The sequence below is a fragment of the Paraburkholderia unamae genome (genome assembly GCF_003096875.1).
GTDB classification, from domain to species: domain Bacteria; phylum Pseudomonadota; class Gammaproteobacteria; order Burkholderiales; family Burkholderiaceae; genus Paraburkholderia; species Paraburkholderia unamae.
In genome coordinates this window covers 26963-40224 of record NZ_QEOB01000036.1, presented here as the reverse complement: position 1 = coordinate 40224, position 13262 = coordinate 26963, and the positions used below count along the sequence as shown (strand labels likewise).

General features: G+C 63.3%; 8 protein-coding genes. 3 read left to right on the top strand and 5 right to left on the bottom strand.

Annotated features, from left to right (window positions below):
• Positions 1 to 56: 56 nt before the first annotated feature.
• Positions 57 to 1067: an AraC family transcriptional regulator gene (locus C7402_RS41830; protein ID WP_116614740.1), complete on the top strand. Its 1011-nt coding sequence runs from the start codon at positions 57 to 59 to the stop codon at positions 1065 to 1067.
• 375 nt (positions 1068 to 1442) lie between these two features.
• On the top strand, positions 1443 to 4658 hold the full coding sequence (locus C7402_RS41825; RefSeq protein ID WP_116614770.1) for an EAL domain-containing protein: 3216 nt from the start codon (positions 1443 to 1445) through the stop codon (positions 4656 to 4658).
• A 14-nt stretch (positions 4659 to 4672) separates the two neighbouring features.
• Here C7402_RS41825 and C7402_RS41820 read toward each other — a convergent pair whose 3' ends face one another.
• Positions 4673 to 5821 carry a porin gene (locus tag C7402_RS41820; RefSeq protein ID WP_112171521.1) on the bottom strand — a complete coding sequence of 383 codons (1149 nt, stop codon included), beginning with the start codon at positions 5819 to 5821 and terminating at the stop codon, positions 4673 to 4675.
• 185 nt (positions 5822 to 6006) lie between these two features.
• On the bottom strand, positions 6007 to 7560 hold the full coding sequence (locus C7402_RS48115; RefSeq protein ID WP_116614739.1) for a methyl-accepting chemotaxis protein: 1554 nt from the start codon (positions 7558 to 7560) through the stop codon (positions 6007 to 6009).
• Positions 7561 to 8123: 563 nt separating this feature from the next.
• Here C7402_RS48115 and C7402_RS41810 point away from each other — a divergent pair.
• Positions 8124 to 9275 carry a porin gene (locus tag C7402_RS41810; RefSeq protein ID WP_112171519.1) on the top strand — a complete coding sequence of 384 codons (1152 nt, stop codon included), beginning with the start codon at positions 8124 to 8126 and terminating at the stop codon, positions 9273 to 9275.
• A 44-nt stretch (positions 9276 to 9319) separates the two neighbouring features.
• Here the strand turns inward: C7402_RS41810 and C7402_RS41805 are convergent, their stop codons facing one another.
• From C7402_RS41805 to C7402_RS41795, 3 genes are all read right to left on the bottom strand, one after another.
• The gene (locus tag C7402_RS41805; protein WP_116614738.1) at positions 9320 to 9880 is read right to left on the bottom strand and encodes an acyloxyacyl hydrolase; all 561 of its coding nucleotides are present in this window, start codon (positions 9878 to 9880) and stop codon (positions 9320 to 9322) included.
• A gap of 443 nt (positions 9881 to 10323) precedes the next feature.
• On the bottom strand, positions 10324 to 11739 hold the full coding sequence (locus tag C7402_RS41800) for a sensor histidine kinase (protein WP_112171517.1): 1416 nt from the start codon (positions 11737 to 11739) through the stop codon (positions 10324 to 10326).
• A 64-nt stretch (positions 11740 to 11803) separates the two neighbouring features.
• Positions 11804 to 13261, bottom strand: a complete 1458-nt coding sequence (locus tag C7402_RS41795) for a nickel-dependent hydrogenase large subunit (protein WP_116614737.1) — start codon at positions 13259 to 13261, stop codon at positions 11804 to 11806.
• Position 13262 lies beyond the last annotated feature (1 nt).

The following is a 13262-nucleotide window of genomic DNA, read 5'->3' as shown; positions in this document are numbered from 1 at the left end:
TATCCCTCGAAAACGATTGCCGACCCGAAGTCTAGGCTCGCGATCCAGGATGATCTATGATTGAGAGTCTGGGATTTTTGATCGAAACGCCTGAAATGAATTCGACAGACCCGTTTGCGCTGTCTTCCGACCTCATCAGCGAACTGCTGACCGGAATGCGCCTGCGAGGCGTCCAGTACCGCCGCATCCAGACCGGGCCGACTTTCGGCCTGCACTTCGATGCGAGGCCCGGACACGCCTACTTCCACTACCTGGCCGTTGGCTCCGCCGTCCTGCGCACGAGCGACGGTACCTTGCATGAAGTGTCGGCCGGGAATGCCGTGTTCGTGCCACAAGGCGTTAGCCATCAACTTTTGTCGAGCCCGCAAACGCCTGCCCAGGACATCGACAGTTTCGACGTGGCCCCGCTCGGCGACGCGGTAAGCGGCGTGGATACCTGCCCCAGCACCAGCGTCATCCCCAGCGCCATTCTCTTTTACGGATGCATGGAGTTTGATCTTGGCGGCATGCAGGGTCTCGCGCCCTTGATGCCCGACCTCATGGTGGTGGATGCCACCGAGCCGCGCTATCCTGGCCTCATGCCGATCCTCGCTTCGATGAAGCGCGAGATTTGCTCCGGGCGGATCGGTTTCGCAGGTATCCTCGCTCGCCTCGCGGACGTGGTCGCCGCCATGATCGTGCGCGGCTGGGTGGAGTGCGGCTGCGACGACGCATCTGGCCTCGTCGCAGCCTTGCGGGATCCCCGACTGGCACGCGCCATCCTCGCCTTGCACAGACAGCCGGGACGCGACTGGACCGTGGCGGAGCTGGCAGCGCAGTGCCATACCTCCCGTTCCGTTTTCGCGGAACGCTTCCAGGCCACGGTTGGCATGCCGCCGTTGCGCTACGCCACAGCATTGCGAATGCACCTGGCAAGTCAGTGGCTTACCCAGGACAGGCTGCCGATTGAAGCCGTAGCGCAACGCCTGGGCTATAGGTCTCAAGCCGCGTTCAGCCGTGCTTTCAAGCGCATCACCGGCCAACCGCCCGGTGCCAGTCGACAGGCGCTGGCGCTTCACGTGACCTGAGTCGAAGGCTACGCCGGCACGATCACGCACAACTCGAAGCGGGGAAGATTCTCCGGCACGCCTGGCCTGCTAACGCAACGCGGCGAGCGTCCGTTCAAGCCCAAAAGCCGTCGTGGCCGCAAAGGAGTGCGAACGACGGTTATGGGTTGCGCATGCAACCACCCCGTAATTCCCCCAAATTTGGTGCACCCACGCACCACACCGAAGCGAGCGCGCATCAACACAGTGAATTGATTTTGGCATATTAAAGTTGCCGTAATCTATTGCCGTTACGCAAGAGTCAAGCGCGCTCCGGCGTGAGCCGCTTGCTCTCAGGCGCGTCGTTTGTTCGGTCATGAATATGGCGCAATTTCCGGTGTCGTTTTGGCGCGTCCGATGAAACACAATCCGTTTCTTCGCTTGCTTGGACGCTTGCGTGTCGGGCGCAAGCTGCTGCTGATCTATCTGCTCGATTTGAGTGCGGTGGTGTATATCAGCGGCATCCTGATTCACGAAAAATATATTTCGATCGACTTCTCGCAGAAGGAGATCATCGGCAATGCGTATCTCGGCACGTTGAGAGACGTGCTGATCGACGTCGCCCAAAGCGGCGCCGACGGTCACGTCGACACGCAGCGGGTCGCCCGCCTGACGGCCGCGCTCGCGAGCGCCGAAGCGCAATATGGCGCGAACCTGGAGAGCAGCGAGCTGAACGCGCGCGCGCGTGGTGCGCTGGGCGCGCTCGCAGTTGGCGCACACGCAGAGCACCCGCCCGCGCCCGCGCCCGCGCCCGAGGTCGTGCGCGCGGCGCTCGACGCGTGCCGCGAACTCATCACGCGTGTGGGCAATCAGTCCAACCTGATCCTCGACCCCGATCTGGACAGCTATTACTCGATGTCGCTGTCGATCCTGCGCTATCCGGCGCTGCTCGACGCCGCGAACGGCATCGGCCAGCGTTTGCGCGAAGGCGGCATCGGCGCGGACAGTGCACCCGCGCGCCGCGATCTGAGCACGCGCTATCTCGTGCTCGAAGGCCAGCTCGACGCCGTCGCGCAAGGCTTGCGCTCGGATTTCGCCGAAGCGGCCGCCGCCAACAAGGACGTGAAGCGCGCGCTCGCCACGCCGGTCGCGAATCTGCTCGACGCGCTAGAGGCATATCGCGAGGCGGCGCGCACGGTGGTCGCGCAGTCCGGCGGCAACGCCGCGAGCCGCGCGGCCGCGCAGGCCGCGCACGAGGCGCTCGTCGCGCGCGTGGGCGAGGCATGGCGCGCCACGGGAGCCGAGCTCGACACGCTGCTCCACGCGCGCGTACGCGGCCTCTTCTCGCGCATGTGGCTCCATCTGGGCACCGCGCTCTTTCTGCTGTGCGGGATTTTGTCGATGGTCTATCTCGTCGCGCAGCAGATCTCGCGGCCGCTGCGCGAGCTCGCGCGCGTGATGGACACCGTGCGCCGCACGGGCGACCACGGCGTGCGCGCCACCTGGCGCAGTCAGGACGAGATCGGCCAGCTTGTGCTCGGCTTCAACGACATGCTCGTGCAGCTCGATCGCGAGCGCGACGTGCAAAAGGAACTCGCGGCCACGGCGCGCGCCTCGCAGGCGCAGCATGCGCTCGTCGAAGCGACGCCGGTGCCGATGATGGTCACGGCCGTGCCGGGCCATGAGGTGCTGCACGCGAACCGCCCCGCCCTTTACTGGCTCAACGGCTGCACGTCCGACCCGTGGGCGTTGGGCCTCGATTCCGCGGTGCGTGCGCGCTTTTTCCAGCAGCTTTCCGATCGCGACGCCGTGGACGAGTTCGAAGTGCGCTGGATGGGCAGCGAAGAACCCACATGGGCCATGCTCTCGGCGCGCCACCTCACGTTTCAGGGGCGCGACGCCGTGTTGACCGCTTTCACGCCGATCAACCAGATCAAGCTCATGGAGCAGCGGCTCGAACTATGGGCGAAGGTGTTCGAGGCTTCGTCGGAGGCGATCCTGATTCTCGACGGCAACCGGCGCCTGCTCACCGCGAACGCCTCGTTCTATCGCGCCACGGGCTATCGCGCCGAAGACGTGTGCGGCACGCTGCCCGATTTCGTGCTGGCCTCGCCGAACGGCGAACCGTTGATGCCGCAACTGACCGCCCTCGTCGACATTTCGAGCGTCTGGAACGGCGAAGCCGTGGTGCGCCGTCGCGCGGGCGGCGACTATCCCGCGTGGCTCATGATCAGCGCCGTGCGCGACAAACGCGCGAGCGTCTCGCACTATATCTGCACGCTCATCGACATCACCGACCGCAAGAAGAGCGAGGCGCGCATCCAGTTTCTCGCCGAACACGACGTGCTCACGGAGCTGCCCAATCGCGCGCTCTTCACCAAACGCGTGGGCGCGGCCATCGACCACGCGCGCCAGACAAGCGGCCGCGTGGCCGTGCTGTTCATCGACCTCGACCGCTTCAAGGACATCAACGATACGCTCGGCCACCACGCGGGCGACGGCCTCTTGCGCTCGGTGTCGCGGCGCCTGCTGCAATCGGTGCGGGCGGGCGACACCGTGAGCCGGCTCGGCGGCGACGAATTCACGGTGCTGCTCTCCGGCGCGGGCGGCAGCGCCGACGTGGCACGGCTCATCGAAGAACGGCTGCTGCCGCTCATGCGCGAGCCCCACTCGATCGGCGGCATGACCTTGCAGGTCGCGTGCAGCATCGGCATTTCCCTGTATCCCGAAGACGGCACGACGATCGAAGCGCTGATGCAAAACGCCGACGCCGCCATGTACCGCGCGAAGTCGAGCGGCCGAAATCTCGTGAAGTTCTTCTCGCCCGACATGGCCGAAAGCACGCGTCATCGCCTTGAAATCGAAGCGCGCTTGCGCACGGCTGTCGAGCGCAATGAACTGTGGCTTGCGTACCAGCCTTGCGTGGATGCATCGACTGGCGAACTGATGAGCGTCGAGGCTTTGTTGCGCTGGCAACATCCCGATCTCGGCCTCGTGCAGCCGTCGGAGTTCATTCCCATCGCCGAGGAAACCCGGCTGATCCTGCCGATCGGCGCGTGGGTGATCGAGGAAGCGTGCCGCCAGATCGCGCGCTGGCGCGAAGCCGGTTTGCCCGACATGCGCGTGTCGATCAATCTCTCGGCCATCCAGTTGCGCGACGACGAACGGCTCGTCACCCATCTACGCGATACGCTCGAAGCGCATGGCGTGGAACCGGACCGGCTCGAACTCGAAATCACGGAAACCGTGCTGATGGAAAGCGTCGGTCACTATCTCGACGCCATCAAGAAGATCCGCGCGTTGGGCGTCAAGCTCTCGCTCGACGATTTCGGCACGGGGTATTCGAGTCTCAGCTATCTGCACCGCTACCCGCTCGACCGGCTCAAGATCGATCGCGCGTTCGTGCACGGGCGGCTCAACGAGCCTTCCGATCTCGCCGTGATTCGCGCGATCGTCGAACTCGGCCACGAACTCGGCCTGCGGGTGGTGGCGGAAGGCGTCGAGCACGAACACGAAGCCAACGCGTTGCGCCGCATCGGCTGCGATGAATTGCAGGGCTTTCTCTACGCGAAGCCAATGCCGCACGAAGCGCTCACGCTGTGGCTGCGTTCGCGCGATGCGGCATTGGTGTGAGTGCCGCGCGAAAATCAGAACATCTGCCGCATGCCGATCGCCACACCGACATTGTTGGTGCGGCCGACCCGGTCGACAGCGCCGGTCGCCGTGTTGGTCACGCCGGGGTAGTCGGCGGCGAAGGCGCCGTTGCCGCGCGCGAAGTCCGCGGTGCCGTATACCTCGGTGTGCTTCGAGAACGAATACTCGGCAAGCACCGTGGCCGAATAGTTGATGCCGCGGCCAAGCGAGCCGTCGAGCATTTCGGCATTGCGCGTGTGGCCATAGTAGCCCGCCACGGTAATCAGCAACGGGGTGGTGGCCTGCCAGTTGCCGCCCACGTAGAACGTGTCGTCAATGCGGTTCGGGCTGCCGCCGTGCAGGGTCGGCGCACCGGATTGCTGCATGTTGAAGTCGGTCGTGCCGGTCTGGTCCTGACCATGCAGCCAGCCCGCCAGCAGGCGGACGCTCGGCGTGATCTGATACGCGCCGCTCACGTGCAGGAAGCTGACCTTCGCGCCATTGACCGAGCTGCCGTTCACGGACGAAACGGAAGTCTGCTGATAGCCCGTGTTGATCGACGCCGGTCCGTGCTCATACGTCAATTCCACGCCATACGTGCTGTCGAGGCCCATTGCCCCCGCATGGTTGCCGAAGCCATAGATTGCGTTGACGCTCAGGCCGTTGGACGAGAACTTGTACTTGACCGAGTTAGGCACGGTCAGGTAATTGCCGATCCCGTTGTACATCCAGCTGTCTTGCCAGTAGTCGCCGACCTCCATCGGGTCGAAGATATCGCCCATCGTGTCGTACATCGGTGCGTACTGGTTGCCGAACGTGACCGAGCCGAACTGGCTGCTCGAAAGACCAACATACGCCTGGCGGCTGAACAACGTGTTCGGCACATGCAGTTTCCCGTCGCCGAGTTCGAAGCCGTTTTCGAGGCGGAAGATCGCGGAAAGACCGCCGCCCAGATCTTCGCTGCCGCGCAGGCCCCAGCGGCTATGCGTTTCCGGACCAACCGTCATGCCGATCAGGTCCTTGCCATCCGGCGCGGCATTCGTCTGATAACGGATTGCCGTATCGACGAGTCCATATAAGGTGACGGAACTCTGCGCGAACGCCGACGTTGCCGTTACAGCGGAAAATGCGCCAATGGCGCCGAAAATCGCGACTTTTTTCATTAGATTTGCCTCCCCGGACGGACTTTTTCCGGCAACTCGACGAGCTTGCCAATTCGATTAATTGCGGACTGATTGCGGACCGATTGCGATCAGTGGCGGGAGCATAGTGCGTCGTATTTTCGGCTTATATGGGCCGATCTGGAATAGCCTTTTCCAGAATCAACAACGATCGACCCATCGGATATTCAATGCTTCCCTACGACGAATACCGAAACCGCGTTGTCCAGTTGCCCCGCCTGTTCCTTCATCGAAAGCGCCGCCGCCGAGGCCTGTTCAACCAGCGCGGCATTTTGCTGCGTCACGTGGTCCATTTCCGAAACGGCCCGATTGACCTGCTCGATATCCTTCGATTGCGCTTCCGACGCGCTGGCAATCTCGCTCATCAAGGCGCTGGCTTTCCTGATCGAATCCAGAATCGCTTCCATGGTGGCGATCGCACTGTCCGCTTGCCTCGCGCCCGCTTCGACGCGTTTGAGCGAGTCGGTAATGAGGCCCTTGATCTCTCTTGACGCTGTCGCGCTGCGTTGCGCGAGCGAGCGCACTTCGCCGGCTACCACGGCGAAGCCGCGGCCCTGTTCGCCCGCGCGAGCCGCTTCAACTGCCGCGTTCAGCGAGAGAATGTTGGTCTGAAAAGCGATACCTTCGATAGCGCCGATGATTTCAGCGATCTTGCCCGACGAATCGGACAGGCCCCGCATCGTTTGCACGACATCCTGCGTCGCCCGATTGCCCCGCTCGGTGAGTTGCGTCGTGTTGCGCACCACCTCGTTCGCCTGCTTCGCGTTCTCGGCATTCTGGCGCACGGTCGAGGTGAGCTCATCCATGGATGCCGCGGTTTGTTCGAGCGACGCCGCCTGTTCTTCCGTGCGTTGTGACAGGTCGAGATTGCTGGCCGAGATTTCCTGCGTGGTGACTTTGATCGACTGCGGTGTTTTGCGCACGACGCCAATGGTCCGCACGAGTTTGCCTTGCATCGCGTCGAGGCCCGACATCAACTGCCCCATTTCGTCGTCCGAATGGACTTCGACAGCGCTCGTCAAGTCGCCGTCCGCAATTGCCTTGAAGTGGTCGAGCGCGCGAGCGAGCGGCAGACCGACGGCCCGTTGCAGCGACCACCATGCGAAAACGGCAGCGGCCAGCGCAATCGCGATACCCAAAGCGGCGACCCAGACGAACCAGCGAAATCGCGCCTGCGCGCTGTCGAACAGGGCGCGCGCGGCCGTGACCTGGATCTCGCCCAGCGAATCCATCCCGTCGGACACGTCGATAAAGAGCGCGGGAGGCAGGCTGCGCCATACCTGGGGAATCTTCGCGGCGTCGTGGGTGGCGATCGCGCTGAACATCTGGTCAAGGCCGTTGGCGACGAGCGCGTCGTACTTGCCGTTCACGTCGGCCGCGCGCCGCGCTTCCTCCGGACCCGAGAACGGCAGCGCACGATAGGCGTTCCACGCTGTCTTCGAGGCATCGAGCAGATCGTGCGCGGTCTGCGTTTCCTGTTCGACTTCCGGCCCCGCCGGATCGAGCGCGATGCGATACAGCCACAAACGCGCCCTGGAAAGCGCGACGTTCGACTGGCCCAAAGCCTGCGAAGAGGCGAGGCGGTTCGCGTACAACTCCTTTACGTCGCGGTTGCTCATCAAGACGCCCACCACGCCCATGAGGCCGCCGATCACCAGCAGGGCCGCGAGAAAGCCCATGGCGAGGCCAAGGCGGGCGCGAATACTAATATTTTTAATCATAGTGACAGTAACCGGAACGGAGGATCAGTGACGCGCTCGCATGTGAGCTACGCAAATCACTGGTATCACTAACGTCCGGAATCGCCCCTTGCATTAGCACGCAATCGAGAAGGGACATTTATTCGCGCGATGGCTAGTCGGTCGCGTTGCGTGGTGATATAGGGCAAGCGGGCGGCCAGCACAGCCAATGCACGCTCCACGCAACGCCTTTCAGCCGAAAACTGGAAGAGACTCTTCCAGATCACTGAGGAATCGATTTTCGGCGGCCCGCTGCGGTGCGTCCGCAAGCCTGAGTGCCGGCATGATTTCCTCGCCCCTTCAGTGAACTGTTGGCGTGCCGAAAAGCGCCGTGCGACAAGGCTTTCGCGTCTCCTCGCATCCCTGCTTAATTTTATTTCGCATTGCTAAGTCAATAGCCGATTCATCCCTCGTCTTCGATCCCGAAAGCAGCGCCATCGATTTCCATATGACAAGAGATCGCTTCGCGTGAAATCCACCCGCTCCTATGATCGCCCTTCCCTTTCGCACACCTCGCGGTGCCCTCATTTTTCCCGGAGTCAACCTTGTCCAAGAAGTTTCTCCTGGGCGCGGCGGTCACAACCAGCCTGCTTGCGCCACTCGCCCACGCGCAAAATTCCGTCACGCTGTACGGCCTGATCGACGCCGGTCTCATGTACACGAACAACGTGAAAAAAGGAACGAGCGCGGGCTCGCTCGTCCAGGCCACGAGCGGCAACATCAACGGCAGCCAGTTCGGCGTGCGCGGCAGCGAGGATCTTGGCGGCGGCCTGCACGCGGTCTTCGTGCTGGAAAGCGGCTTCAACGTGCAGAACGGCAAGATGGGGCAAAACAACCGCTTTTTCGGGCGGCAGTCTTATGTGGGCCTCGATAGCGCCCGCTACGGGACGTTCACACTTGGCCGCCAGTACGACTCGGGCGTCGATTTCGTCGCGCCCTTGTCCGAAGTGGCGTCGACGTTCGGCAAGACCGGCTTTTCCCATCCGTTCGACAACGACAATCTCGACTACTCGGTCCGCATCAACAACGCCGTCAAATTCAATAGCCCGAATATCGGCGGCTTCAAGTTCGGCGGCCTGTATGCCTTCTCGAACAGCACCGACTTCAGCGCAAACCGCGCATACAGCGTGGGCGCGAGCTACGGCAACGGACCGCTGAAAGTGGCGGCCAGCTATCTCCAGATCAACGGCTCGAACAGCACGAACACGACCGGCGCGATCGACACGGCGGAGTCCACGGCCAACGGCACGGCCGGATTCCTGCTCGGCGCCGACGTGCAGCGCGTGGCCGCCGCCGGCATCAACTACACGGTGGGTCCGGCCGTGCTCGGTTTCGTGTATTCCCATAGCCAGTACCAGGGCACGAAGTCGTTCGGATCGGCGAACGGCACAGTGCGCTTCGACAACTTCGAACTGAACGGCCGCTATACGGTGACCCCGGCGCTGAAGCTCGGCATCGCGTACGCCTACACGGACGGCCATGTGACCGGCAGCACGACCTATGGCGCCGACCCGAAGTGGAATCAGGTCAACGCACAGGCGATCTACTCGCTTTCGAAGCGAACCGATGTCTACGCCGAAGCCATGTACCAGCACGTGAGCGGCAAGCAGTACGTCGCGTTCATCAACACGTCGGGCGGTGCATCCTCCACCGCGAATCAGGTGGTGGCGACGGCCGGGTTGCGCACCCGCTTCTAACGGCTTCGGCGGCACTCCGGCATCGGGTCTCCACGACAACACAATCAGAAGTTGTACTGAAGATAGACCTGACTGAAGTTGATGCCTGGGTTGGGGTGTTTCAAACCCGCGTTCGACAAATGCTGAAAGCGAAAGCCGGCCTGGTAGTTCTGGTGCGCGCCGAACTGCGCGCCCACGCCCACCATGTCGGCGAACTGAAACGAAGACGAGAAGCTACGATCCGGCGTTTCATCCACGTGAGTCAGCAGTCGCACGCCCACCCCGGCTTCGACGAAAGGCCGGACATAACCGGAACTCTTGATAAAGCGAAACACCGGCGTGAGCCCGAATTCCCAAAGGTTCGGATGCGAGCCCGGTTTTTCCTGAATATCCCAGTAGGCGGCATGCGCTTCACCCACCACGGTGAAATGATAGCCGCCAATTTCCCACCAGCTCAGTCCCGGGTCCCAAACAATACCGAGATCGGCTTTACGAACGTTGTGATCCGCCACACCGCCTGCGAATTGAACACCCCATTGGTCCGCATAGGCAGACGTCGTGCTCGCGAACAATACGGCAAACAGCACCCCAAGCCGAAGCCTTCCTTCTTTCAATTTCTTCCTCATTCTTTTTGCTTTTGCATCCAGTCCCCGGTTGATCGACGGCATGTCGAAAGCCGGATCGACGCTTCTTTCGCCACCGCGCCGAAGGTCCACAACGCGGCAAATACCGCAAACGGTGCGAAAAAAAACCTCCGTGCGAGGTTGCAGGAGGTTAAGCGGGGGAAAACATCATCGCTTCGCTTGGTAACGATGAGCAATCATGCTAACAATAGAGATGAGGAGAATAAATGTGAATTCCCGCATTGCATCGTTTCAATATCCGCCATAATTATAAAGGCATATTTAACGAAATAATTCGCGGAAAAAATATGTCCATCATTTCTCTTCTTAAAGAGAAATTGGCTTCTTTTTCAAAAGAGGAAAATGATTATTTCGCGATTAATCTCAATCGATCGGCTGATACCGTATCGACCTTTCATTGCGTAAGCGCAGGCCGACGCGGCCGCTCACGCCTCGGCGCTCAGTTGCGGAATTTCGACCGTGAACACCGCGCCGCCATCGGACGCATTGCGCGCCGTCAGCCGGCCTTCGTGGCGCTCGACAATGCCATAGCTGATCGACAAACCGAGTCCGGTGCCACGGCCCGGCGGTTTGGTCGTGAAAAACGGCTCGAACAGGTGGGGCAGATGTTCGTCGGCAATGCCGGGGCCGTTGTCGCGTATCGTCACGCGCACCTTGCCCTCGCGGCAGGCCAGTTCGATCCACAGTTCCGGGCGCTCGCGCTGCGCGCCGGTGGCCGCGTCACAGGCGTTCTGGATCAGATTCATCAGCACCTGGAGCAACTGGCCGGGATTGCCCCGCACGAGCATCGGCGCGCCGCGTGTCCAGTGCACATCGAAGTCCGGGCCCGCGCCTTTGCGGATCCATTGAATCGCGCGCTCCACGACATCGTTCAGGTCCACGGCCACGCGCTCCTCGCGATCGACCGCCGAAAATCGCCGCAGCGCGATCACGATATCGGCCGTGCGCTGCGCGCCTTCGATCGTGCCGTCGATCAGCGAAGGCAGGTCGGTCAGGATCGAATCGATGCGCAGCGTCTCGCGCAAGCGGGCGCGCTCCGCGGGCGTGGCCGGTTGCGCGGAAGCGTCCACGAAGCGCGTGAGGCGCTCGGCATAGCGCTTGAGCACGTGCACGTTGCCCAGCACGAAACTGATCGGATTGTTCAGCTCGTGCGCCACACCTGCCACGAGCCGGCCGAGCGCGGCCATCTTCTCCGAGTGCAGCAATTGCTGCTGCGCCTGCTTGAGCGCCTCGTGCGCCTCGCGCAACTGCCGGTACGCGCGCTTGAGCTCGCCCATCGGCCGCCCCACCAGCAGATAGCCAACACGGCGCCCACGCGGCCCGCCGCGCGGCGTGCAACTGAAATCCACGGGCACGGCCACGCCGTCGCGGCTGCGCAAATTCAGCTCGATTCCGGCGTCGCGCATGGGTGCCCCGGCGCGCACCGTTTCGCGCAGCGCGGCGGCGCTCGCTTCGTCGGCCAGCCAGTGCTCGAAACGCGAGCCGCGCAACACGCTGTCCGGCTGCCCGAGCAACTCGCACAGCGCGGCGTTGGTTTCCTCGATCTCGCCGCGCTCGTTGCAGGCGGCCAGCACGTCCGACATCGACGAGAGCAGGCCGAGAATGAACTGCTGCGATTGCTCCAGTTGCGCGTTCTTCTCTTCCAGCGCGATTTCGTCTTCGACGAGTTGCGCGTACACCTCGTCCATCTTGTGGATGACTTCCAGCCAGGCCGCGTCGTCGAGCCCCTCGATCCCGAGCGGCGCGTCACCGCTGGCAACGGCGCGGCTGAGCGCGTCCTCGCCTGGCGTGTTCTGGCGCTTCGGTGTTCGATCGCGACGATGGGATGGGTTGCGTGCCATGACGTTCGTAAGGGTTTCGCTGCAACTACGGCTTCGGCGGCTGCTGCTTCGGCTGCGCTCGGCCTCAGTGCACGGTGCAGACCATGCACGGATCGAACGAGCGCACGATGTGCTGGACCGCGACCGGCGTCGTTTCTCCCGGCTGCACCGGTGCGTCGACCAACGCGGCCTCCAGCGCGCCGGGCCGCCCCGACGCATCGCGCGGGGAGAAATTCCACGAGGTCGGCGCAACGATCTGGTAGCACGAGATCCGGCCGCCCTTCACTTCGACCCAGTGCCCGAGGCTGCCCCGCGCCGCTTCGTTCAGCCCCACGCCGCTGCCTTCGTGCGGCAGCGTGAATGGCGCGAAGTACGGCTCGCCCGGCGCAAGCGCCTTCACCCACTGCTCCATCATCGACACCACGCGCGCGAGTTCCAGCAGGCGCGCCAGCACGCGCGTGTACACCGTGCCGCCGCAACGCGCGGTCGCATCGGCGATCAGCGCATGCCGGTCGGTCAACTGGCGCGCGATCGCCCCCGTTTCCAGTACCGCGCCGTTCAGGCGCGGCGCCTTGTTCCACGTATAGGCGCCGGGCTTGTCGGCCAGCGGCGCGGTCACGCCCACGGACGGATGGCGCGGGCCTCCCGCGTCGTCGAGCCACGCGTGCGTGGCGTCCTCGGTGATGGCCGCCAGATCGACCGCATCGAGCCGGTTTGCTTGAGCGTCCCACACGCCGCCACTCAACGCGTGCGTGCCGTCCGGTTGCGGATAGGCGCCGTACGAGAGGTACAAGCCCGGCCCCGGCCCGAGCCTGTCGAGCCCGAGATCCGCGACGATCGAGAGGAAGAAACGCAAGTCGCCCCGCTGCGGCGCGCGCGTGCGCCAGGCGTCGAGCGCGGCTTCGCTGTCGAGTTGCGCGACTTCTTCGAGCGGCGCGGCGAACAGCGTCTCTTCGAGAAATTGCCTGAATTCGCCGATGCAGGCAAGCAGGCGCAACCGCTCGCCGTGCTCGATCGCCCGCGCGCTGCCGCCCGGCTGGATGGAACCCGTATGCGGCCACTTGCCGCCGAGCGTGCCGATCAGGCGCAGCCAGCGTTGCCGCGCGGCGAGCGCCACGCGATGGCGCTCGCCGCGATACGGCGTGAATCGCTCGACCGCCTGCACATGCCACGGCCGCCCTTCATACACGGGCCGCGTGAAATCCGGCATGAAAAACAGGTAGAAGTGACTCAAGTGGTCCGCGAGATTTTCGGCGGCCAGCATCAGATTCGTCGCGATGAGTCCGTTTGGCGTCGGGCTCACGTGCGCGAGACTCGCGAGCGCGCGCGCGGCGGCGACGCCTTGCGACACCGAGCAGATTCCGCAGATGCGCGGCACGTAGACGAGCGCGTCGAGCGGCTCCCGCCCCACGAGAATCTGTTCGAAGCCGCGATACATCGTGGCGTTCACGTGAGCGCTCGTCACGCGCGCGTGCGCGATATCGAGGCGCACTTCGAGGTCGCCTTCGACACGATTGAATGGACCGATCACGAGCCGGGACATG